This window comes from Mesorhizobium salmacidum (SeqCode), from assembly GCF_037179605.1.
In the GTDB taxonomy this organism is placed as follows: Bacteria; Pseudomonadota; Alphaproteobacteria; order Rhizobiales; family Rhizobiaceae; genus Mesorhizobium; species Mesorhizobium salmacidum.
This window is the reverse complement of record NZ_JAPYKS010000007.1, coordinates 175,430-197,765: the sequence shown is the minus strand read 5'-3', so window position 1 is coordinate 197,765 and position 22,336 is coordinate 175,430. Positions and strand designations below refer to the sequence as shown.

Here is a 22,336-nt window from a genome sequence, read left to right as displayed (position 1 = left end):
AGAAGGTGGCCTCGCGAAGCGAGGTCGGATCTCCCACAAGGGGAGAAGGAAGAGGCGCTACATCTTTGTTCGTTCCGCCTTCGGATCATACATCGGCTTCAGCGATGCCTCCGCCGCAAACCGCTCGCCGGCGATTTCGATTTCGTAGGTCGAGGCCAGCACATCTGCCTCGCTCTCGCCCTGGCAAGGCACATAGCCCAGCCCGATCGCCCCGCCGAGATGGTGGCCATAGTTGCCGGAGGTGATCGGACCGACGATCTTGCCGTCGCGCAGGATCGCCTCGTTATGGAAGAGCAGCGGCTGCGTATCCTTCAGGCGGAACTGGACCAGACGGCGGTCCAGTCCGGCTTCCTTCTTCTTCAGCACGGCATCTCGGCCGATGAAATCGCCCTTGGCCGTCTTCACCGCGAAGCCGAGGCCCGCCTCCAGCACGTTGTCTTCATCGGTGATGTCATGGCCGAAATGGCGGAAAGCTTTTTCGATGCGGCAGGAATCCAGCGTGTGCAACCCGCACAGCTTCAGCCCGACATCCGCGCCGGCATCGTCGATCGCCTCGAAGACATGGGCGGCCTGGTCGCTCGAGACATAAAGCTCCCAGCCGAGTTCGCCGACATAGGTGACGCGATGCGCCCGGGCGAGGCCCATGCCGATTTCGATCTCCTGGAAGGTGCCGAACGGATTGTTCTCGTTGGAGAAGTCGTTGGGGCTGACCTTCTGGATCAGTTTTCGCGCATCCGGGCCCATCAGGCAAAGCACGCTTTCGGCGGCGGTAACATCGGTGATGACCACGAACTGCTCGCCGGCATGCCGGCGCAGCCAGGCGAGGTCGCGCTGCAGCGTGGCGCCCGGCACGACGAGGAAATAGGCCGTCTCCGAAAGCCGCGACACGGTGAGGTCGCTCTCGATCCCGCCGCGCTGGTTGAGCATCTGGGTATAGACGATCTTGCCCGGCGCCATGTCCATGTCGTTGGCGCAGAGCCTTTGCAGGAAGGCGCAGGCATCGCTGCCCTCGACGCGGATCTTGCCGAACGAGGTCATGTCGAACAGGCCGACCTTATTGCGGACGGCCAGATGTTCCTCGCGCTGGTTGTCGAACCAGTTCTGCCGCTTCCAGGAATAGCGATATTCGCGTTCCTGTCCTTCGCGCGCGAACCAGTTGGCGCGCTCCCAGCCGGCGACTTCGCCGAACACGGCGCCACGCGCCTTCAGATGCTCATGCAGGGGCGAGCGGCGCACACCACGCGATGTCGCCATCTGGCGGTAGGGGAAATGGTCGGCATAGAGCAGGCCGAGCGTTTCGGAAACGCGCTCCTTGAGATAGCGGCGGTTCTTCTGAAACGGCTGGGTGCGGCGGATGTCGACTTCCCAGAGGTCGAACGGCGCTTCGCCATCGTTGATCCACTGCGCCAGCGCCATGCCGGCGCCGCCGGACGAGACGATGCCGATGGAATTGTAGCCGGTTGCCATCCAGTAGCCGCGCAGCTCCGGCGCCTCGCCGAGATAGTAGCGGTCGTCGGGAGTGAAGCTTTCAGGGCCGTTGAAGAAAGTGTGGATGCCGGCGGTGGCCAGCATCGGCATGCGGTTGACGCCCATTTCGAGGATCGGCTCGAAATGGTCCATATCCTCGGGCAACTGATCGAAGCAGAAATCCTCGCGAATGCCCTCCATGCCCCATGGCTTTGCCACCGGTTCGAAGGCGCCGAGCATCATCTTGCCGGCGTCTTCCTTGTAGTAGGCGCACTCGTCCGGCACGCGCAGCACCGGCAGCCGGCCGAGGCCGGGGATCGGCTCGGTGACGAGATAAAAGTGCTCGCAGGCGTGCAGCGGGATGTTCACGCCGTTCCGGGCGCCGAGGTCGCGCGCCCACATGCCGGCGCAGTTGACGACGATGTCGGTTTCGATCGTGCCCTGGTCTTCGCCTTGCGCCCAGGACACGCCGGAGACGCGGCCATTTTTCGTATGGACCTTTGTGACCTTCACATTCTCGGCGATGGTGGCGCCGCGCTGACGCGCACCCTTGGCCAATGCCATGGCGATGTTGGCGGGGTCGCACTGGCCGTCGAGCGGCAGATGCACGGCGCCGACCACGTCGGAGACGTTGAGATGCGGGTACATCTCTTTGACTTCGTTGGGAGAAATCTCACGCACGTCGACATCGAAGGCGCGGGCGAGCGACGCCTGCCTGTAGATCTCGTGCTTGCGCTCTTCGGTCAGCGCCACGGTGATCGAGCCGACCTGGCGCATGCCGGTGCCGACCTCGGTCTCGGCTTCCAGCTTGACATAGAGATCGGCCGAATATTTCGCCAGCCGGGTCATGTTCTGCGAGCCGCGCAACTGTCCGATCAGCCCGGCGGCATGCCATGTCGTGCCCGAGGTCAGCTGCTTGCGTTCCAAAAGCACGATGTCGGTCCAGCCGAGCTTGGCCAGATGGTAGGCGACCGAACAGCCGGAGACGCCGCCGCCGATGATGACGGCCCGCGCTTTGGTGGGAAGGGTCCTGGCGGTCATGCGGCCTCACGGCGGTAGCTGGAAACGAAACGGCGCAGCCGGGCGGCTGCTTCCCTGAGCACGGGTTCGGGCTGGCACAGGCTGATTCTGATATGGCCAGCTGCGGCTTCGCCGAAACTCGAGCCCGGCATGACGCCGACCTTCTCCTTGTCGAGGAAGGCGAAGGCGAATTTCTCGTCGTCGGGTTCGACATCGGATATGTCGAGCATGACATACATGCCGCCTTCGGAACCGCGCACGGTGACATCGTTCATGCCGCGCACCGCATCGAGCAGGACGGTGCGGCGTGCCGCGTAGCGTTCGGCGATGTCCTTGACGCCATAGTTCTGCTCCAGCGCCTCGGTGCAAGCGATCGAGATGAAGGCGGGCAAGCCGTAGGTCGTCACCAGATTGAGGTTGATCAGCAATGTGATCATTTTCTCAGGACCGGTCAGCCAGCCCATGCGCCAGCCGGTCATGCCGTGGCTCTTGGACATGGAATTGATGACCAGCGTGCGCTCGGCCATGCCTGGCAGCGAGCGCGGCGAGATGTGCTCGCCGCCGCCCAGCGTCCAGTAGACCTCGTCGGACAGCAGCCACAGGTCGTGCTCGCGGCAAACCTCGGCCAATTGTTCCAGCCGCTCGCGCGAATAGACCGCACCGGTCGGGTTATTCGGCGTGTTGATCAATATGGCGCGCGTGTTGGGCTTGAGTGCCGCGCGGACCATGTCCGCGCGGGGTTGGAAACCATCCTCGGCCGGTGTCTCGACTACGGTGAAACTGGCACCCGCCGCACTGAAGGTGTTGGGATAGGTGGCATAATAGGGGGCGACGACGATGGCGTGGTCGCCCGGGTCGAGAACAGCCTGCACGGCCGCGTAAAGTGCGGCCTGGCCGCCTGGCGTGGCGATGACCTCTTCCGGCATCGTCTCGACGCCGGTGCAGGCGCTGGAGGCCGCCGCCATCGCCTTGCGCAGGCGTGGCAGGCCAGGCAGCGGCGTGTAGTGATGGTTGCTGCCACGGACTGCTACCACACAAGCTTCGATCGTTTCCGAAGGCGTGTCGAAATCGTGGTCGCCGGCCGACAGCATGATGATGTCCTCGCCGGCTTCCTTGCGGTTCCAGGCGGCGAAATGAACCTCCCAGCCGTCCTTGCCCGATGGCACGATGCCGGCAATGCGCGATGATGGTCTAGGCATGTGAGACTCCCGAGATCGCGTAGCCGTTCCGTTGCAGCCGGTCGCGCAAGGCGGCGATATGGGCAGGACCGACCTCGCAGCAACCGCCGACGATGTCCGCACCCGCTTCCACCCAGCCGACAGCCTGTTCGGCATAAGCGTCCGGACCGAGGTCGTGGCGGGCATGCAGTACATCCACCGTGCCGCCATGCTTGAGCGCTTCGGTGGAGGTGAAGCCATTGGCATAGGCGCCGACTGGGCCGCCCAGCTCGATCAGTTCCGGCAAGGCCGCCGCGATCGCTTCCGGGCGGCAGCAGTTGAGCAGCCGCGCCGCCACCGGCAGATCGCCAAGCGCCTCCGCCGCCGACGCAATCGTCTCGCCACTGCGCAAGCGTGGCGTGCCGTGATCGGCCAGTGTCCATGACACCCAGACAGGCTTGCCGCTTTCCGATGCTGCGGTGACCGCGGCCCGCGCTTCCTCCGATGACGCCATGGTCTCGCACAGGAACAGGTCGATGCCGTCCGCCTGCTCGGCGACGATACGGCGGTAGATGTCGAGCGTGTCCTGGTAGGAGATGGTCAGCGCCGGCGCGTAACTGCCGAAAAGCGGCGACAGGCAGCCGGCGATGGCCGCATCGCCCGCCTCGTCGCGCGCATGCCTGGCCAGCTCGATGCCACGCTTCTGCAATGGCTTGAACAAGTCTTCCGCGCCTTCGCGCGCCAAGCGTTCGGGCGTAGCCGAATAGGTGTTTATGGTGATGACACGGGCGCCGGCGCGGATGAATTCGGCATGCAGGCCGCGCACAAGGTCCGGTTCGTCTATCAGCACCCTGGCCGACCACAGCGGCGTCGGCTCGGACTTGCTGCGCCGCACCAGCTCCTGACCCATGCCGCCATCGGTGAGGATAACGTTCTTCATGCCCGCAGCCTTTCGTTCCTAGGATCCCACAAGGGCTCGTCCTGCTGCACGACTGCCTTGAAGCGATCGCCGAAGATGTCGACCTCGACGGCGGTGCCGGGTTCGGTCAGGTCGGCGCGCAGCATGCCGAGCGCGATCGACTTGTCGACGCGATGGCCCCAGCCCCCCGATGTCGTCTCGCCGACGATCTGGCCGTCATGCCAGAGCGTCGACATGTAAGGCGCGTCGCAATCGCCGGGATTTTCGACCACCAGCGTGACGAAGCGTTTCTTCACGCCTTGCTGTTTCTCGTTCTGGAGCGCCGACTTGCCACGGAAGTCGGGCTTTTCCCATTTGACGAAACGCTCCAGCCCGCCCTGCAGGAGCGAGTAGTCCGTCGACAGGTCGCCCTTCCAGGTGCGGTAGCCCTTTTCCAGACGCAGCGAATCCAGCGCGTACATGCCGAACGGCTTCAACCCATGATTCTGCCCGGCGGCGCAGATCGCATCGAAGATAGCGGCGGTGTCGTCGACCCTGGTGTGGATCTCCCAGCCGAGCTCGCCGGCGAAGGAGACACGGACCAGCTTGGCCCAGCGGCCGGCAATCCTGGTCTCCTGATGGGTCAGCCATGGCAGGGTCAGGTCGGCATCACAGACATCGGCAAGGATTTTTCGCGAATTGGGACCGGCCAGGATCTGCGTGGAGAATTCCTCCGTCCGGTCAATCAGCTTGAACGCCGCATCCCCGGGCATGTGCGATTTCAGCCATTCGAAGTCATGCCACTGCGCCACCGCCGCGGTGATCAGCGTCATGGATTCCTCGCCATGGCGTACCACCGACATTTCGGTGACGATGCGGCCCTTGTCGTCGGAGAAATAGACGAGGCCGATACGGCCAGGCTTCGGCACCAGGCCGGTCACTTGCCGGCTCAACCACTCGGCGGCACCTGGGCCCTCGAGGTTGAAGCGCGAGAAGCCGGGCAGGTCGAGGATGCCCGCGGCGTCACGCACGGCCAGGCACTCTTCACGGACGCGATGCTGCCAGGGTCCGTCGCGGCGGAAGGTCAACGTGGCTTCCTCGGAGACGTCGTCGCCGTCCTGCGCATACCAGATAGCGCGCTCCCAGCCATTATAGGCATCGAAGCGGGCGCCGAACGCCTTGATGCGATCGTGGATCGGCGACAATTTTCTGTCACGCCCTTCCGGCCAGGCGTGACGCGGGAACTGGATGGCATATTCGTTACCATAGATTTCCATGCCCTTGGCCACGCAATAGTCCGGCGCGGAAGCAAAGGAGGTGAAGCGGCGCGGATCGCACGACCACATGTCCCATTCGGTCCGGCCTTGCGTCACCCATTCGGCCAGCACCTTGCCGGCACCGCCGCCCTGGGCGATGCCGAAGGTGAAGACGCAAGCCTCGAAGGCGTTGGGAACGCCCGGCATCGGACCGATCAGCGGATTGCCGTCCGGCGCATAAGGGATTGGGCCGTTGATGACCTTGGAGAGTCCCGCGGTGCCCAGGATCGGCACGCGGGCGACCGCGTCGGCCAGGTAATGCTCCAGCCGGTCGAGATCGTCGGGGAAGAGCTGGAAGGAAAAGTCCTCCGGCATGGGGTCGTTGTGGGTGGCCCAATGCGCGCGGCAATTGCGCTCATAGGGGCCAAGATTCATGCCGGCCTTTTCCTGGCGCAAATAGTATGAGGTGTCGACGTCGCGCAGCAGCGGCAGCTTCTTGCCCTGTTCCTTCGACCAGGCGGCGAGTTCGGGGATTTCCTCGAACAGTATGTACTGGTGGCTCATCACCATCATCGGCACGTCGCGGCCAAACATCTTGCCGACTTCGGCGGCGCGGTAGCCGGCTGCATTGACGACGATCTCGCAGCGGATCTCGCCTTGCGCTGTTACGACCACCCATTCGTCCTTCTCGCGTCGTACGCCGCTGACGGGGCAGAAGCGGATGATCCTGGCGCCCATGTCGCGCGCGCCTTTGGCCAGCGCCTGCGTCAACTGTGCCGGGTCGATGTCGCCGTCGCTCGGATCGTAGAGCGCGCCTTTCAACTCGTGCGTTTCGAGGAAGGGGTAGCGGCGCTTGATCTCGTCGAGCCCGACCACGTCTATGTCCATGCCCTGGTGGCGGCCCATGCCCTTGGCGCGCTGGAATTCCTGCATGCGCTCGTTGGAGTGGGCGAGCCTGAGCGAGCCGGTGACATGGTAGTTCATGGGATAGTCGACCGCGTCGGCGAGCCCACGATAGAGCTCGGTCGAATAGCGCTGCATGTTCATCAGCGACCAGGAGGAGGAGAAGGTCGGCACATTGCCGGCAGCATGCCAGGTCGAGCCCGAGGTCAGCTCGTTCTTTTCCAGGAGTACGCAGTCGGTCCAGCCGGCCTTGGCCAGATGATAGAGCGAGGAGGTGCCGACAACGCCACCTCCGATGATCACCACGCGCGCCGTGCTCGGCAAACCCGCCATGTTCTTCTCCCAATCTTCAAGCGCGCCGCGCTTTATTTTTGTTTGATGCATGTCGCCAAAACCGCTCCACGGTTTGGGCGACATGCACTCAATAGACCGGTGGCGAAACCACCCAGATGACGACCGCCGGCTCGCTACCCGGATTGCGCCAGCGGTAAGGCTTGCCTTCGAAGCGGAAGGAGTCGCCTTCGCCAAGCCTGTGCCAGACCCCGGCTATTTCGATGTCGAACTGCCCGGACGCGATGTATCCGGCCTCCTCGGTCGGCCGGCGGGCCTCGCTCTTCAACTCCGCGCCCGGCGCGAAGACCGACCGCACCATCTCGAAGCTACCACCGAGGTCCGGTGACAGAAGCTCCTCCACCAGGCCGGATTCGCTGGTGCCAAGCGTGCGACGCTTGCCGGCGCGCACCACCACGCCGCGCTCGCTTTCCACGGGCACGTCATGGCTGAAGAACAGGCTAATCGGCACGCCGAACAACTCGGCGAAGGCCCTGAGGTCACTGAGCGATGGCGTCGACAGGCCGCGCTCGACCTGGCTGACCCAGCCGACCGACCGGCCGAGTTTCAGCGCGATCTCGGCCAGCGTCAGCCCGCGCAACCGGCGCAAGGCCCTGATATCGCCGGCCAGGACGCGTTCGTCAGCTCCCTGTAATGTTCGTGCGGTAGGGGAGGCCAAATCGCTCACTTCATGAAAAATCGCAGTCGAATTTCATGAGAAATGAAGCTCATGAAAAAATCAAGTAGATTTTCACCAATGCTCAAGATTTGCTTGCAGGATTTTGACGGTTCATGCAAAGGCTCCGCCGCGAGCGGCGAGTGGGGACGTCCGATCGACATAATGGCTAAGGGACGGCCCATGCTGGAAAAGAAGGCTCGAATCGCGGTTGATGCCGAGATCGTCGACGATGCGATCATGTCGCGCCGTTCGGTGCGCGCATTTCTGCCCGACATGGTCGACGACGAGACGATCCGAGACATACTGACTGTTGCGGCGCGGGCTCCCTCCGGCACCAACATGCAGCCCTGGCGGGTCTATGTCACCAAGGGCGGGACCAAGCAACGGATCACGGATGCCATCATGAATTCCGGCATCCGCGCGGAAAAAGCCGAATGGGACGAATACCGCTATTATCCCACCCAGTTCTTCGAGCCTTATCTCACCCGCCGCCGTGCCAACGGGTTCGGCCTCTACGGCGCGCTCGGCATAGGCCGCCGGGAAGTCGACAAGATGCGCGCCCAGCACGACCGCAACTTCGTCTTCTTCGACGCGCCGGTCGGCATGATCTTCACCATCGACCGCCGGCTCAACCAGGGTTCGTGGATCGACTACGGCATGTTCCTGCAGAACATCATGGTCGCGGCGCGGGGCAGGGGTCTGCATAGCTGTCCGCAAGCGGCGTTCGCGCCCTATCACCGGCAGATCCGGCCGGTGCTCGACATTCCCGACGAGGAGATCGTCGTCTGCGGCATGGCGCTCGGCTATGAAGACACGTCCAAGCCCGAGAACGCTTTCCGCACCGACCGTGAGCCGCTCGAGGAATGGGTGACGTTCAGCGAATAGGTTTCGTCCGCCGCAGCCCCGCTATTCCGTATTCATGTGCGCGCCGTGGCCGCTGACATGGGCGCCGTCCTGCGGCGTCAGCTTGAGATAGGCGAGCAGCGCGCAGAGCGTGATGATGCCCTCGATCACGAACAGGATCCGGAAATCGCTGGCGGCGGCCGGCCCGCCGCCTGCGAGAAACGACAGCATCGCAGCCGCCAGGCCGACGCTGATCGCGACCGCCAGCTGCCAGAGGATATAGTAGAGCGCACTGAAGCGGGCGAGTTGTTCGGGCGCGATGTCGGAATAGGCGAGGTTGCCGGTCGAAGCCCATTGCACCGAGCGAAAGACGCCAAAGACGAAGATATAGGTGAGCGTGATCCAGACCGGAGTCGTTGCTTGCATCAAGGCGAAGCCCGCGACCATTGCGGCAACAACGGGTGTGTTGAAGACCAGCACGCGGCGAAAACCGAAACGGTTGAGGACGCGTGGCATGAAGACACGCATACCCACCGAACCGACCGCCGCCACGAAGGTCAGCGATCCCGCCTGCACCGCGCTCATGCCGAAGCCGAGCTGGAACATCAGCGGCAGCAGGAAGACGACGGAGCTGAGACCGATCGTGTCGAGCCCGCCGCCGGTAAGGAAGGAGATGCGGAAGGTGCGGATGCGCAGGAGCTTGAGATCGAGCAGAGGATTGCGCACACGCAGGCAGTAGAAGGAGGCGGCCGTCAGGATGATGAGCGCCAGAGCAAGCTCGGCGGCGATCATGCTGCCGGCGGCGTCTTTCGCCGCGAGGGAGTCCATGCCGAAGACCAGCAGGACCATGCCGCCGCCGACCAGCACAAAGCCTGGAAAATCGAACCGCGTGCGCACCGGCTTGGTCATTGTCGGAAACAGTGAGGCGGCAAGAATAGCCGCCGCGAGCGCGAACGGCACGTTGATGAAGAAGATCCAGCGCCAGGAGATGTAGGTGGTCAATGCGCCGCCGACGAGCGGACCGACCAGCGGCCCGGACTGCCCGGCCAGTGAGATATACATGTTGATCTTCAAGGTCCGGCTGCGCGGGAAGGTCGACAGGATCACGACCTGGCCGAGCGTGCCCATCAGAGCGCCACCGAAGCCCTGCAGCGCGCGGGCGCCGACCAGCATCCAGATGTCGTTCGACAGCCCGCACAGGGCCGATGAAGCGGCAAACACCAGCAAGGCAAAGCAATAGACATTGCGCAGGCCGAAACGGTCGGCGGCCCAGCCGCCGAGCGGCATCGAGATGATCAGGCTGGCGACGTAGACGGTGATCAGCAGGCCGAGCTGGCTTGGCGGACGGCCAAGGCTTTCGCTGATGCCCGGCAGCGCCGTCACCACGACATTCTGGTCGAGGCTGGTCATGAACACGCCGCAGGCAACGGTCAGCGGCAGCAGGAGCAAGGCTCTGGCCGACACATCGGCGCGATCGGTGGCGCCGGCGGATAGTTCAGCGGTCATGGGGATGTTCGAACCAAATATGCCGACCCTGAGACGGGATTTTCATCTCGTTGGACCGGTTGAACGGGCCACGTTTTCCATCATGGGCGCCCGCGGCGGGATTCTCTAGCGGCAGAACCAGCCGGCGTTGAGGCCAGAGGTAGCGGCTCTAAGGCAACACCGCCTACTGCACCTCATAGCCAACTTCCTCACTGGCGTGGCAGAGCGCCTTCCAGAACGAGCGCGCGAAGGAGCGGAAGACATAGATGTCGAACTGGTCGGTGCCGGTGCGCTGGATCTGGGCGAAGACATCGTGATGCGTTGTCGAGCGGCCGGCGCCGACCGGAAAGGCGGGCAGGGCGAAGTCGATGGCGAAGAATTTCGACAGCACCCATTCGGCTTTCGGCCCGGCAAGGCGAATGGCGGTGCGGCCATGCGACAGGTCCGTCACCGTGCCGATGGCCGGCGTCACCGCTTTGGCCAAGGTCGCGGCCAGTCCTTCGGCCTCATCGGTCACCGTGAATTTTCCCGGTGCGAAGCCGAACACCGATTTCACGCCGTCGCTCAAGCCGCCGCCGGCGCCATCGGGGAGCGCAAGCCCGGTGACGCCGCGGATGGCCGCGACCAGTTTCTTCTCTTCGCCCGGCCATGCCGCGAGTTGCACGATCGAGCCCGGCCGGGTTTCGGTGAGCAGTATCTCGACGCCATGTTCGAAATTGCCGTGCGAGCCGACATGGAACTCCGGCTCGAGGGGCGATTGACGCTCAGCCATGCATGCGGGTCCCTTCCGGATCGTAGAAGTGGTTGGAGACGATCTCCACGGGCCCGAAGCGGTTGCGCAAGGGATCGGAGACATGGACGCGCGTGCCGTGCCTGGCCTTGCCGCCCTTGACCAGCGCCAGCGCGATATGCTTGCCGAGCGCCGGCGAATAGCAGCAGGCGGTAATGTGCCCGACCGAGCCGTGCGGATTGGCTTCGTCGACCTCCTCAACAATGTGCGCGCCGCCATTGAGCGGCCGGTTATCGAGCGCGATCAGGCCGACCAGTTCCAGCCGCTCGGACGCAACGAGACCTTCCCGGTCCATCATCGCCGAGCCGATGAAGGGCTTCTTCTTCGACAGCATCCAGTCGAGATGCAGGTCGCGCGCCGTGGTGCGGCCGTCGATCTCGGCGCCGGTGACATGGCCCTTCTCGATGCGCATCGTGCCCAGCGCCTCGAGCCCGTAGGTGACCAGCCCGAATGGCTTGCCGGCCTCGACCAACGCTTCCCAGACATGGGTGCCGTGGCCGGCGCCGGAATAGACCTCGAAGGCCATTTCACCGGAGAAGGATAGCCGGCAAATCATCACCGGCACACCTGAAATCTCGCCGTGCACGATGCCCATGAAGGGCAGCGTCGCATTGTCGACAGCAGTGCCGGAGACACAGGCGGCCAGGATCTGCCTCGCTTTCGGCCCGCCGATCGCGGCTCCCGCCCATTCGTCGGTCACGGAGGTGATATGGACCTTGAGTTCCGGCCAGATCACGTCGAGGAAATATTCCAGATGCTGCATCACCTTGCCGGCATTGGCCGTGGTGGTGGTCATCAGGAAATCCTGTTCGCCGAGCCGCCAGGTGGTGCCGTCGTCGAAAGCAAAACCGTCCTCGCGCAGCATCAGACCGTAGCGCGCCTTGCCGACCGCGAGGGTCGAGAACATGTTGGTGTAGACGCGGTCGAGGAACGCGGCCGCGTCGGGGCCCTGCACGGCGATCTTGCCGAGCGTCGAGACATCGACGATGCCCGCACTTTCGCGCGTCGCCTTGGCTTCGCGCACGTAGGCCTGTTCGATGGTTTCGCCTGAAAGCCCGTAGATCATCGGCCGGTACCAGAGGCCGGCCGAATACATGGTCGCGCCATTGGCGACATGCCAGTCATGCATCGGCGTCAGCCGTTCGGGCTTGAGGTCGCCGAAGCGCTCGGCTGCCAGCGAGCCGATCGACACCGGTGCGAAGGGTGGCCGGAAGCGCGTCGTGCCGACTTCCGGGATTGGCTTGCCGAGCGCTTCCGCCATGATGGCAAGGCCGGGGACGTTGGAGCTCTTGCCCTGGTCGGTGGCCATGCCGAGCGTGGTGTAGCGCTTCAGGTGCTCGACAGAGACGAAACCTTCGCGATGCGCCAGGCGGACATCCTCCGCCGTGACGTCGTGCTGGAAGTCGACAAAGCTCTTGCCGCTGCCCTTGATTTCGAACACGGGCGCGGGATCTGGATCTCCAGGGGTTGCCTCGACAACGGGCAATGCTACCGGCGCGGCGGTTCCGCCAGCCGCGGCAATGCCTGCGGCGCGCCCTTCGGCGATCGCCTCGACCGTCGAAAAGCTGCCGGTGAAGGCGCCCGCGCCGATCCAGTTTTGCGTCGGCTTGGGCGGCAGGAAGGCCTGCCGGGCGGCGTTCCATTCCGCCTTGGCGCCGGCCTGGCTGGCCAGATGGATGGTCGGCGACCAGCCGCCCGACATCAGCAGGCAATCGGCATGGACGCTGCGCGCATCGCCGCTCAGCGCACCGGCGACCATGTCGAAACGCTGGACCTTGAGGCCGGACAACGACTTGCCGCCTTCCGTGGCGACCACCGCATGCCCGGAAAGCAATTCCGCCTCGGCTTCGCCGGCCAGGGCGCTCATCTCGGCGGACGGTTGCGGGCGCACGTCGACGATGGCGACGATCGCCGCACCTGCCTGCTTCAGCGCCAGCGCCGACCGGTAGGCGCTGTCATTATTGGTGAACACCACGACCCGCTGCCCCGGCAGCACGCCGAATTCATTGGCGTAGCGCTCCGCCGCATGCGCCAGCATCACGCCGGGCCGGTCATTGCCGGGAAACACCAGCGGCCTTTCGAAGGCGCCGGTAGCCAGCACGACGGACCCCGCGCGGATCGCCCAGTAGCGATGGCGCGGCTCACCCTTGGCGGGCTGTGCCTTGTGGTCGCTGACCCGCTCGAGCGCGGCAAGCGTGTTGTTGTCGTAGTAGCCCCAGACCGTGGTGCGCGGCAGAAGCCGGACGTTGTCGCGCGCCTCGAGCTGAGCGACGGTGCGGTGCACCCAATCAGCCGCGGGTGCGCCATCGATGGTTTCGCCGGACCAGTTGGCCGAACCGCCGAAACGCGGCTCGAGATCGGCCAGCATGACGCGGGCGCCTTGGTCCGCGGCGGCCTTGGCGGCCATCAGGCCGGCTGGGCCGGAGCCGACCACAAGCACGTCGCAAAAGGCGTTCATGCGCTCGTAGCGGGCCGGGTCCTTTGCCGATCCGGCGCTGCCGAGGCCGGCGGCGCGGCGGATGAAATGCTCGCAGAACATCCAGAAGCGCGTGCCTTTCAGCGGGCCGATAACCGGCCCCATGAAGGTCTTGTAGTAGAAGCCGGCCGACAGCAGCTTGCCACCGAGCTGGTTGACGGCATGGATATCCCAGGTGAGCGAGGGGAAACGGTTCTGGCTGACGGCAATCAGCCCGTCATGGATCTCGACCATGGTCGCAGGAATGTTGGGTTCCCGCACCTCGCCCTTCAGCACCGTTACCAGCGCGTTGGGCTCCTCGACGCCTGCGCTCAGCAGGCCGCGTGGGCGATGATATTTGAAAGAACGCCCGAAAAGGGTGACGCCATTGGCCAGCAGCGCGGACGCCAGCGTGTCGCCGCCATGCCCGGTATAGGCAACGCCGTCGAACGTGAAGCGGATCGTCTTCAACCGGTCTATACGGCCGCCGGTGACGGTGCGGCGCGGGCTCATGGCTTGTCCTCCGCCTTGCGGCGCGCGGCCGAGCTGTGATCGCCACGCACGAAGGCGACACTGGAAATCTCATGCGTCAGCGTGTTGCGCACGACCCTCAGGTGAGCCCGGCAGCCGCCGGAATGCTGCCAGATCTCGTTGTGGTCGCCGGCCGGGTTCAGCCGGTCGTAGACGTACGCGTTCCAGGCCTCGAAATTCTGTGAGGCAGGGTCGGGACGTTCGCGGTTGCCGTCACCCTGATAGGTGAACTCGATGACGTCGCGCGGGCCGCAATAGGGGCAAGTGATCAGCACGGAATGTTCCTAATGAAGCCGCGGGTTCGCGCCCTGGCCCTTGTCGTCGATCACCAGGCCGCGATGAAATCGGTCCAGCGTGAAAGGGGCGTTGAAATCGTGCGGCTGGTCCTTGGCGATGGTCCAGGCAAAGCACCACCCGGAAGCGGGCGTCGCCTTGAAGCCGCCATAGCACCAGCCGCAATTGAGATACATGCCGGGCAGGGGCCCGATGGTGATGATCGGCGAACCGTCCATCGACATGTCGCAGACGCCGCCCCAGGAGCGCAGCATGCGCACACGCGCTAGGCCCGGGAAAAGCGCCAGCATCTCGCTCATCACTTCGTCGACGATGGGCAGGTTGCCGCGCTGGGCGTAGCTGTTGTAGCCGTCGATGTCGCCGCCATAGACAAGGCCGCCCTTGTCGGACTGCGACATGTAGAAATGGCCCATGCCGAACGTCACGACCGTGTCGATGAAGGGTTTCAGCGATTCGGTGACGAAGGCCTGCAGCACATGGCTCTCGATCGGCATTGTCTCGACGCCGGCCAGTTGCATGACGCGGCCGGTGCTGCCGGCCACCGCGACCGCTACCTTCTTGGCCCTGACATCGCCGCGCGATGTGGTAACGCCGGTGATGCGGTCGCCGTCGCGCAGGAAGCCGGTGACCTCGCAATTCTCGACGATGTCGACGCCGCGCCGGTCGGCGCCGCGTGCATAGCCCCAGGCGACCGCATCGTGCCGGGCGGTGCCGGCGCGCCGCTGCATCAGGCCGCCAACCACCGGAAAGCGTGCATCATTGGAGATATCGAGCGCCGGGATCAGGCGCTTGATCTCGGCTGGCGTCATCAGTTCCGCATCGACGCCGAGATGGCGCATGGCGTTGCCGCGTCTTGCGTAGTCGTCGAACTGAGCCGGCGTGTGCGCCAGGTTCAGGCAGCCGCGCTGCGAGAACATAACATTGTAATTGAGTTCGTGCGACAGGTTCTCCCACAGCTTCATCGAATGTTCGTAGAAGCGGGTATTGGCGGGCAGGAGATAGTTCGAGCGAACGGCCGTCGTGTTGCGGCCGACATTGCCGGAGCCCAGCCAGCCTTTCTCCAGCACCGCGACATTGGTGATGCCGTGTTCCTTGGCTAGATAGTAGGCGGTCGCCAGGCCGTGACCGCCGCCGCCGATGATGATGACGTCGTAGGATGCCTTCGGATCCGGCTTGCGCCAGGCCGGCTTCCAGTCCTTGTTTCCCTTGAACGCGTTCGCGAGCAGCGAAAGGGCTGAATACTCTGCCATGTGTAAGGTGTCCGTTGCGGGCGATGCGGCAGACTATAGAGCAGGGGGCTGATAGAAAGCCAATATTGCGCCATCGCCTTTCGACTGACCGACGCTTGATGAGTGCGATCGTCGCGGTGACTTGCCCCATGATATGGCCGTCTTTATCAAGGACAGGCTTTTGAATGCCTTTGCCGCCCGCGAGTCGCCGATCCATCATGTTTTTTCGATTGCTTCGCCTCATTCTGGTCCTGGCGCTTGTCGTTGCGGCGCCGCTGTCGTTCGAGGCGGCGGCGCAAGGCGTTGGCCAGGCGCCCGCCGGACTGGTCGCCGACCAGCAAAAGATCATCCAGGGCCTGACGACCAAGGCCGACAATTTCGAGAAGCAGACACAGCAGGATGGCGAGGACGACAGCACCCTCGTCGATATCCGCCTGCAGCTCGAGGAATTGTCGCGGCAATCGCTGACCAGCGCGCTGGCGTTCCGCACGCGCCTGGGCGAAATCAACAGCCGGCTCGAACAGCTCGGGCCGCCGCCTGCCGCGGGCCAACCGGCGGAGCCCGACATCGTCAGCGGCGAGCGCCAGGCGCTGACGTCCGAAAAGGCGGAGATCAACGCGGTCATCGCACAAGCTCAGACCTTGTCGATCCGCATCAGCGGGCTGATCGACAAGATCGGCAACATGCGCAGCGCGCTGTTCCGGAATCTGTTGACCAAGCGCTACGTACTCTCGGACGCCTTGAGCCCGCAGGTGTTTTCCGATGCGCGCGACGAGTTCGGCAATTTCTACAAGGCGGTGTCGTCCTGGCTGAGCTTCGCCATCAAGTTCAAGTTCCAAGCCATCCTGGCGGCAACCTTCGTGGCGCTCGGCCTTGCGCTGGTGCTGCTGGTCGGCGGGCGGCGCCTGTTCGGGCGGGTGTTCGAGGCCGACTCCAGCAATGAGGACCCGTCCTATCTCAGCCGTCTTTCGGTGGCGTTCTGGTCGACCTTGCTGCCGACGGTGGCGGTTGCCGCCTTTCTCGGCTCGACGATCTTCTTCTTCAACTATTATAATGTTTTGCGCGGCGATATCGGGCTCTTCCTGAATGCGCTGGCGGCCGTCATCGGTGTGGTGTTTTGCGTCAATCGGCTGACCAATGCTGCGCTCGAGCCGCGCCTACCGAACTGGCGGCTCATTCCCGTCGAAACCGGCCCGGCGCGCTGGCTGGTGCGGCTAGCGACCGCCATGGCCGTGGTCATTGGCGCAAACTATTTCCTGTCGATCGTCAACGACAAGATGGGCTCGCCGCTGTCGCTGACCATCGCCCGCAGCTTCGGAGCCGCCATAACCGTCGGCGTCATCCTGATGCTGATGGCGATGCTGAGGCCGTTCAGGGCGCGTGACGGAAGCTGGCGACCATGGCCGGCATGGCTGCGCTATACATCGCTCGCCCTTGGCCTGTTCACCATCGTCGCGGCGCTGCTCGGTTATATCGGCCTTGCGCTGTTCGTCTCACAACAGGTCGTGGTCACCGGCACGGCGCTGATAACAGCCTATATCGGCTTCCTGTCGGCGCAGGCGATCGGCGAGGAGGACGCTTTCGCCAACACGTCGGTCGGGCGCTGGCTGTCGGCCAAGTCCAGCTACGAGGACACCGCGCTTGACCAGCTCGGCCTTGTCGTCAGCATCGCCATCAACGTGATGATCGTGCTGGTGTTCCTGCCGCTGATCCTTTTGATGTGGGGCTTCCAGCCTGGCGATATCGAAGCGTGGGCGTACAAGCTCGCAACCGGGATCAATATCGGTTCGGTCACGATTTCGGTCACCGGCATCCTGTCGGGCATCGTCGTCTTCGTCATCGGCTATTTCCTGACGCGCTGGTTCCAGGGCTGGCTCGACGGCTCGGTCATGGCGCGTGGCAAGGTCGATACAGGGGTGCGCAACTCGATCCGGCTGGCGGTCGGCTATGCCGGCGTTGCTCTTGCGGCGCTGGTCGGTATTTCGGCGGCCGGCATCGATCTCTCCAGCCTGGCACTGGTCGCCGGAGCTCTCTCCCTCGGTATCGGCTTTGGCCTGCAGAATGTGGTGTCCAATTTCGTCTCCGGCCTGATCCTCTTGGCCGAGCGGCCGTTCAAGGTCGGCGACTGGATCGTGGCCGGCGACGTCAGCGGCACGGTCAAGAAGATCAGCGTGCGTGCCACCGAGATCGAGACTTTCCAGCGGCAGTCGGTGATCCTGCCCAATTCGAACCTGATCAACAATGCCGTCGGCAACTGGACGCACCGCAACAAGCTCGGCCGCATCGACATCAAGGTCGGCGTCGCCTATGGCAGCGACGTCAAGCATGTCCACGCCGTCCTGCTGGAGATCGCGCGCAGCCATCCGCTGGTGCTGAAGAACCCCGAGCCGTTCGTGCTGTTTTCCAATTTCGGACCCGCCGCGCTCGAATTCGAGATTCGTCTGTTCCTGGCCGATGTGATGAACGGCAACATCGTGCAGAACGACGTCCGCTTCACCGTGCTGGAGAAATTCGACGACCAGCACATCGAAATCCCTTCAACGCCTCGCGCGGTCGTCGAGGCCAAGAAGCACGTGGCATGGCCGACCGATGACGACAAGATCGAGGCCGATTTCGCCGAACAGCAAGAGGCCAAGGCGCAAGCCGAGGCCGAGGCGAAGCGTCAGGCCAAATCAGGCCGCAAGACACGCAAGCCCGATCCGGATTAGATTGGAGGCGTTGCACGTCGCCAAGACCAATTGCGGCATGAATGCGGCATTCAGTTGCGGTTCAGCTTCCATCTCATATAAGCTCCATGCAAAGGCGAAAATGCCTTGTGAAATGCAACAGAGGCGGTGGGAACACCGATATTGCAAATGTGGAAGTCTCTCGTCGCCGCCGTGGCTTTGCTCGCCGTGAGCGGCTCGGCCCATGCCGCAAGCGCGGTCAACAAGGACGCCGAGACGCGCACGCTGGTCGTGACCGAGGGCGGCAGCAAGACCGAGCTTGCGCTGGCCGGCGGCGAAACCGTCGAGTTCTGCCAGAACGGTTGCTTCGTCACCTTGCCCAATGGCGACCTCGAAGCCCTGACCGGTTCGGAAACCGTTGAGATTTCCGGCGGTGTCGCCCGCATCAAGTAATCTCGGTGGCATGATTGGAAAGGCCGGGCGTTTGCTCGGCCTTTTATCATTTCCGGTAGCTGTCTAACAATGACGCTGAAAATCCCGCCCGCCGTTTTCAGCTTGGCTTCCAGGCCGAGGCGTTTGCCTGATGGGTAGCTGTTTTCCCTGATTTGGGAAGGGTCGCGCCGCATCTTTGGCGTGTCGCAAACAGGCGGTAGCGCCGTGCCCGTCGCCTGCATATTGTGCGCCGATCAAGCGGGCGCCGACGCCGCCCGCAACAGCATTCTGGAGTCGCGGGCAATGGCAGAGTTTCCGAAAAAGGCGAAGGTCGTCATCATTGGCCTCGGCGGCATTGTCGGCGCATCGATCGCCCATCATCTGATCGAACGCGGCTGGGACGACATAGTCGGCATCGACAAGTCGGGCATCCCGACCGATATCGGCTCGACCGCGCATGCGTCCGACTTCTGTTACACCACGAGCCATGATTTTCTGTCCTGCTGGACGACGCTCTATTCCATCGATTTCTACGAGAAGATGGGCCATTACGCGCGCGTCGGCGGCCTTGAGGTCGCCCGTGTCGGCGACGACGGCCGCATGGACGAGATCAAGCGCAAGATCGCCTCAGCCAAGGCTTTCGGCACGCGCGCCCGTTTGATCGAGCCCGCCGAGATCAAGGAAAAATTCCCGCTGATCGAACAGGACCTGGTGCAGGGCGGCCTGTGGGATCCGGACGCCGGTCTCGTCATTCCGCGCTCGCAGACCGTTGCCGGCAAGCTGGTCGACCAGGCCGAAGCGTCCGGCAAGCTCAAATCCTTCGCCAACACGCCGGCGAAGTCGCTTGTCGTCAAGGATGGCCGCATCAGTGCCGTGGTGACGGACCGCGGCACGATCGAGGCCGACTACGTCATCGTCTGCGCCGGCATCTGGGGCCGGCTGATCGCCGAGATGGTCGGCGAGGACCTGCCTGTCATGCCGATCGACCATCCGCTGACCTTCTTTGGCCCGTACGCCGAGTTCGCCGGCACCGGCAAGGAGATCGGCTGGCCGCTGCTGCGCGACCAGGGCAACTCGGCCTATATGCGTGACACCGGCGATCCGAAGACCGCCGAGGGCGGCCAGATCGAATGGGGCTATTACGAAGAGACCAATCCGCGCCTCTGCCACCCGCGCGATCTGCTGGAGAAGGACCAGGCGCGGCTGTCGCCGTCGCAGCGCGATCTCGACATGGAGCAGATCCTGGCGCCGCTCGAACGCGCCATGGAACTGACGCCGATCCTGGGTGAACTCGGCTATAACGAAAGCCATTCGTTCAATGGCCTGCTGCAGGTGACGGCCGATGGCGGCCCATCCATGGGCGAAAGCCAGAAGGTGAGGGGGCTTTGGTATGCCGTCGCCATCTGGGTCAAGGACGGCCCGGGCATGGGCAAGCTGATCGCCGACTGGATGACCGACGGCCGCACCGAGATCGACCACCACGCAATCGACTATGCGCGCTTCTATCCGCACCAGACCAAGGAACAGTTCATCTGGGATCGCTGCACCGAGACGGCGATGAAGGTCTACAATCCGGCTGTGCATCCGCGCGAACCCTTCTCCAAGGCCCGCAACGTCAGGCGCTCGCCGTTCTGGGAGCGCGAGAAGGAACTCGGCGGCTATTTCATGGAACTCGGCGGCTGGGAGCGCGCCCACGGCTATGCCGCCAACGAGCATCTGCTTGAGAAGTATGGAAACCGGGTGCCGGTGCGCGAGAACGAATGGGACAACCGCCATTTCTGGCGCGTCTCCAACGCCGAGCATCTGGCGATGAGCGAGGATTGCGGCATCGTCAACCTCTCGCACTTCTCCATGTATGATATCGAAGGACCCGACCATGTCGCGCTGCTGGAATGGCTGTGCGCGGCCAAGATCGGCGGCGACAACAACATCGGCAAGGGCATCTACACCCACTTCCTCGATGAGGAAGGCATGGTGCGCGCCGACTTCACCGTGATCCGCATGGCCGACCGCTGCCGGCTGATCGACGGCGCCGACGCCGGCCCGCGCGACTTCCAGTACATGCGCCGCACGGCTCAGGACAAAGGTTTCGACGTCACCATCACCGACGTGACCGAGAAGTACGTCACCATCGGCATCTGGGGGCCGAACGCGCGGGCGACCTTGCAAAAGGTGGTCGAGAACCCGGATGGGCTTTCGCCGGAGAATTTTCCATTCGCGGCGATCAAGCCGGTCAGGATCGGCGGCAAGGACGTCACCGCGTTCCGCATCTCCTATGTCGGCGAGCAGGGCTGGGAACTGCATATGCGCTACGAGGACGGTCTGGCCGTCTGGGACGCGCTGCGCTCGACAGGCGTCATGCCATTCGGCGTCGAGACCTACGCCAATACGCGCCGCATGGAGAAGAGCCTGCGGCTGCAGAACGCCGACCTCTTGACCGAGTATAATCTGCTCGAGGCCGATCTTGCCCGGCCGAAGGTCAAGGAGAACGATTTCTGCGGCAAGGCTAAGCATGTGGAGTATCGCGAACGCGCGCACCAGCCCGCCATGCTGTGCACGCTGGTGATGACCGAGAATACGGACTCCAAGGGTGTTGCCCGTTACCCCGTCGGCATCATGCCGGTGATGGACCCCGAAAGCGGGGAAACACTGGTCGACGAACTCGGCCGCCGCTCCTTCACAACATCGGTCGCCTATGGCCCGACCATCGGCAAGAACATCGCGCTCGCCTATCTGCCCTGGGCCTATGCCCAGGAGGGCCGCAAGCTCAAGGTCGAGTATTTCGGCGAGACTTATCCGGTCGAAGTCGCCAGTGTTGGCTACAAGCCGCTTTACGACTCGGAGAATCTCAAGCCGCGGAGCTGATCGCCCGCGGCCGGGCTCGCTATTGGATCAGCGCGGCCACGGCCGGGCTTTTCTCTTTTTCGGTGGGCGATTCTGGTTTAACCTTGCGCAATGTCTGGTTTGCCCTGCGCGAGACATCTGCTTTCGGCCACTGCCGCACTGGCGCTGACGCTCTGGCTGGCGCCGAGATCCCACGCCGACGAGCCGGTCGATGTCGAGCTGGTGCTGGCGGTGGACGTTTCGCTGTCGATGTCGGCGGAGGAACTTGAGATCCAGCGCCATGGCTACGCGGCGGCGCTGACGCATGACAATGTGCTGCAGGCGATCGCCGATGGCGTCTATGGCAAGATCGCCGTCACCTATGTCGAATGGGCCGGCACCGGCTGGCAACACGTCATCGTACCGTGGACGGTGATCGCAAGCCGCGCCGACGCCGAGCGGGTGGTGGCGCAATTGTCGGCCCAGCCGCCCAACAGCGCACGGCGCACCTCGATCTCCGGTGCATTGGAGTTCGGCAGCGACCTTTTCGCCGAAAGCGGCTACCAGGGAACCAAGCGCGTCATCGACATTTCGGGCGACGGGCCAAACAACCAGGGCGCGCCGGTCAATCTCGTCCGCGACGGGGTGGTCAGCCAAGGCATCGTCATCAACGGCCTGCCGCTGATGACCCGGGGCGGCTTTTCCGGCGTCTACGACGTGAACGATCTCGACCGCTACTACAGCGACTGCGTCATCGGCGGCGCCGGTGCCTTCATGATCCCGGTCAATGACTGGACACAATTTCCCGAAGCCATCCGCCGCAAGCTTGTGCTTGAGCTTGCCGGTCCGGCGTCACCCTATTGGGTGGCGGAGGAGGCGGACCATCCGCCAGTGGAGCTGGCGCAGGACAAGCCCGCCGCCGACTGCCAGGTCGGCGAGAAAATGTGGCGCAACCGCAACTGGATGCCCGACAGCAGGTAGAGCAATTCCAAACCGGGTTGCCGGCTGCTTTGTGCGCAAACACGTTCCTGTTGATTGACAAGCCATCGGCCTCTGTGAACAATTTCCCCAGAAAAAC

15 protein-coding genes are annotated in these 22,336 nt (G+C 63.8%); 5 read left to right on the top strand and 10 right to left on the bottom strand.

Going from position 1 to position 22,336, the window contains the following annotated elements; translation table 11 throughout:
* Positions 1–57: 57 nt before the first annotated feature.
* The 5 genes from O7A60_RS12055 to O7A60_RS12035 form a co-directional block, all read right to left on the bottom strand.
* On the bottom strand, positions 58–2,508 hold the full coding sequence (locus tag O7A60_RS12055) for a GcvT family protein (RefSeq protein WP_337106447.1): 2,451 nt from the start codon (positions 2,506–2,508) through the stop codon (positions 58–60).
* On the bottom strand, positions 2,505–3,686 hold the full coding sequence (locus O7A60_RS12050) for a pyridoxal phosphate-dependent aminotransferase (protein WP_337106446.1): 1,182 nt from the start codon (positions 3,684–3,686) through the stop codon (positions 2,505–2,507). The genes O7A60_RS12055 and O7A60_RS12050 overlap by 4 nt, the downstream gene beginning before the upstream one ends.
* Complete coding sequence (locus O7A60_RS12045; RefSeq protein WP_337106445.1) at positions 3,679–4,584, bottom strand: homocysteine S-methyltransferase family protein; 906 nt, start codon at positions 4,582–4,584, stop codon at positions 3,679–3,681. Before O7A60_RS12045 ends, O7A60_RS12050 begins: the two co-directional genes overlap by 8 nt.
* Positions 4,581–7,034, bottom strand: coding sequence for a GcvT family protein (locus tag O7A60_RS12040; RefSeq protein ID WP_337106444.1), 2,454 nt, complete (start codon positions 7,032–7,034; stop codon positions 4,581–4,583). Before O7A60_RS12040 ends, O7A60_RS12045 begins: the two co-directional genes overlap by 4 nt.
* Positions 7,035–7,122: 88 nt before the next feature.
* The gene (locus O7A60_RS12035; RefSeq protein WP_415926818.1) at positions 7,123–7,719 is read right to left on the bottom strand and encodes a helix-turn-helix domain-containing protein; all 597 of its coding nucleotides are present in this window, start codon (positions 7,717–7,719) and stop codon (positions 7,123–7,125) included.
* A 171-nt stretch (positions 7,720–7,890) separates the two neighbouring features.
* Between O7A60_RS12035 and O7A60_RS12030 the strand changes: the two genes are divergently transcribed.
* The gene (locus tag O7A60_RS12030) at positions 7,891–8,595 is read left to right on the top strand and encodes a nitroreductase (protein ID WP_337106441.1); all 705 of its coding nucleotides are present in this window, start codon (positions 7,891–7,893) and stop codon (positions 8,593–8,595) included.
* A gap of 21 nt (positions 8,596–8,616) precedes the next feature.
* On the opposite strand, the gene O7A60_RS12025 is transcribed toward O7A60_RS12030, so the two are convergent.
* The 5 genes from O7A60_RS12025 to O7A60_RS12005 form a co-directional block, all read right to left on the bottom strand.
* Complete coding sequence (locus tag O7A60_RS12025) at positions 8,617–10,059, bottom strand: MFS transporter (RefSeq protein WP_027145871.1); 1,443 nt, start codon at positions 10,057–10,059, stop codon at positions 8,617–8,619.
* A gap of 163 nt (positions 10,060–10,222) precedes the next feature.
* The gene (locus O7A60_RS12020; RefSeq protein WP_337106440.1) at positions 10,223–10,810 is read right to left on the bottom strand and encodes a sarcosine oxidase subunit gamma; all 588 of its coding nucleotides are present in this window, start codon (positions 10,808–10,810) and stop codon (positions 10,223–10,225) included.
* On the bottom strand, positions 10,803–13,796 hold the full coding sequence (locus O7A60_RS12015) for a sarcosine oxidase subunit alpha (protein ID WP_337106439.1): 2,994 nt from the start codon (positions 13,794–13,796) through the stop codon (positions 10,803–10,805). Before O7A60_RS12015 ends, O7A60_RS12020 begins: the two co-directional genes overlap by 8 nt.
* On the bottom strand, positions 13,793–14,089 hold the full coding sequence (locus tag O7A60_RS12010) for a sarcosine oxidase subunit delta (RefSeq protein WP_027145874.1): 297 nt from the start codon (positions 14,087–14,089) through the stop codon (positions 13,793–13,795). Before O7A60_RS12010 ends, O7A60_RS12015 begins: the two co-directional genes overlap by 4 nt.
* A gap of 9 nt (positions 14,090–14,098) precedes the next feature.
* Positions 14,099–15,358: a sarcosine oxidase subunit beta gene (locus O7A60_RS12005; RefSeq protein ID WP_140718090.1), complete on the bottom strand. Its 1,260-nt coding sequence runs from the start codon at positions 15,356–15,358 to the stop codon at positions 14,099–14,101.
* Between the two features lie 197 nt (positions 15,359–15,555).
* Here O7A60_RS12005 and O7A60_RS12000 point away from each other — a divergent pair, with 197 nt between their 5' ends.
* From O7A60_RS12000 to O7A60_RS11985, 4 genes are all read left to right on the top strand, one after another.
* Positions 15,556–18,045 carry a mechanosensitive ion channel family protein gene (locus tag O7A60_RS12000; protein WP_337106438.1) on the top strand — a complete coding sequence of 830 codons (2,490 nt, stop codon included), beginning with the start codon at positions 15,556–15,558 and terminating at the stop codon, positions 18,043–18,045.
* A gap of 147 nt (positions 18,046–18,192) precedes the next feature.
* Positions 18,193–18,456 carry a hypothetical protein gene (locus tag O7A60_RS11995; protein WP_027145877.1) on the top strand — a complete coding sequence of 88 codons (264 nt, stop codon included), beginning with the start codon at positions 18,193–18,195 and terminating at the stop codon, positions 18,454–18,456.
* Positions 18,457–18,738: 282 nt separating this feature from the next.
* Positions 18,739–21,300, top strand: a complete 2,562-nt coding sequence (locus tag O7A60_RS11990; RefSeq protein ID WP_337106436.1) for a GcvT family protein — start codon at positions 18,739–18,741, stop codon at positions 21,298–21,300.
* Positions 21,301–21,390: 90 nt separating this feature from the next.
* Positions 21,391–22,239: a DUF1194 domain-containing protein gene (locus O7A60_RS11985; RefSeq protein ID WP_337106435.1), complete on the top strand. Its 849-nt coding sequence runs from the start codon at positions 21,391–21,393 to the stop codon at positions 22,237–22,239.
* Positions 22,240–22,336: the final 97 nt, after the last annotated feature.

Excerpts from the sequence above, each read along its gene's own strand:
- O7A60_RS12055 (WP_337106447.1), bottom strand. The coding sequence starts at position 2,508 with ATGACCGCCAGGACCCTTCCCACCAAAGCGCGGGCCGTCATCATCGGC.
- O7A60_RS12050 (WP_337106446.1), bottom strand. The coding sequence starts at position 3,686 with ATGCCTAGACCATCATCGCGCATTGCCGGCATCGTGCCATCGGGCAAG.
- O7A60_RS12045 (WP_337106445.1), bottom strand. The coding sequence starts at position 4,584 with ATGAAGAACGTTATCCTCACCGATGGCGGCATGGGTCAGGAGCTGGTG.
- O7A60_RS12040 (WP_337106444.1), bottom strand. The coding sequence starts at position 7,034 with ATGGCGGGTTTGCCGAGCACGGCGCGCGTGGTGATCATCGGAGGTGGC.
- O7A60_RS12030 (WP_337106441.1), top strand. The coding sequence starts at position 7,891 with ATGCTGGAAAAGAAGGCTCGAATCGCGGTTGATGCCGAGATCGTCGAC.
- O7A60_RS12025 (WP_027145871.1), bottom strand. The coding sequence starts at position 10,059 with ATGACCGCTGAACTATCCGCCGGCGCCACCGATCGCGCCGATGTGTCG.
- O7A60_RS12020 (WP_337106440.1), bottom strand. The coding sequence starts at position 10,810 with ATGGCTGAGCGTCAATCGCCCCTCGAGCCGGAGTTCCATGTCGGCTCG.
- O7A60_RS12015 (WP_337106439.1), bottom strand. The coding sequence starts at position 13,796 with ATGAGCCCGCGCCGCACCGTCACCGGCGGCCGTATAGACCGGTTGAAG.
- O7A60_RS12005 (WP_140718090.1), bottom strand. The coding sequence starts at position 15,358 with ATGGCAGAGTATTCAGCCCTTTCGCTGCTCGCGAACGCGTTCAAGGGA.
- O7A60_RS12000 (WP_337106438.1), top strand. The coding sequence starts at position 15,556 with ATGTTTTTTCGATTGCTTCGCCTCATTCTGGTCCTGGCGCTTGTCGTT.
- O7A60_RS11995 (WP_027145877.1), top strand. The coding sequence starts at position 18,193 with ATGTGGAAGTCTCTCGTCGCCGCCGTGGCTTTGCTCGCCGTGAGCGGC.
- O7A60_RS11990 (WP_337106436.1), top strand. The coding sequence starts at position 18,739 with ATGGCAGAGTTTCCGAAAAAGGCGAAGGTCGTCATCATTGGCCTCGGC.
- O7A60_RS11985 (WP_337106435.1), top strand. The coding sequence starts at position 21,391 with ATGTCTGGTTTGCCCTGCGCGAGACATCTGCTTTCGGCCACTGCCGCA.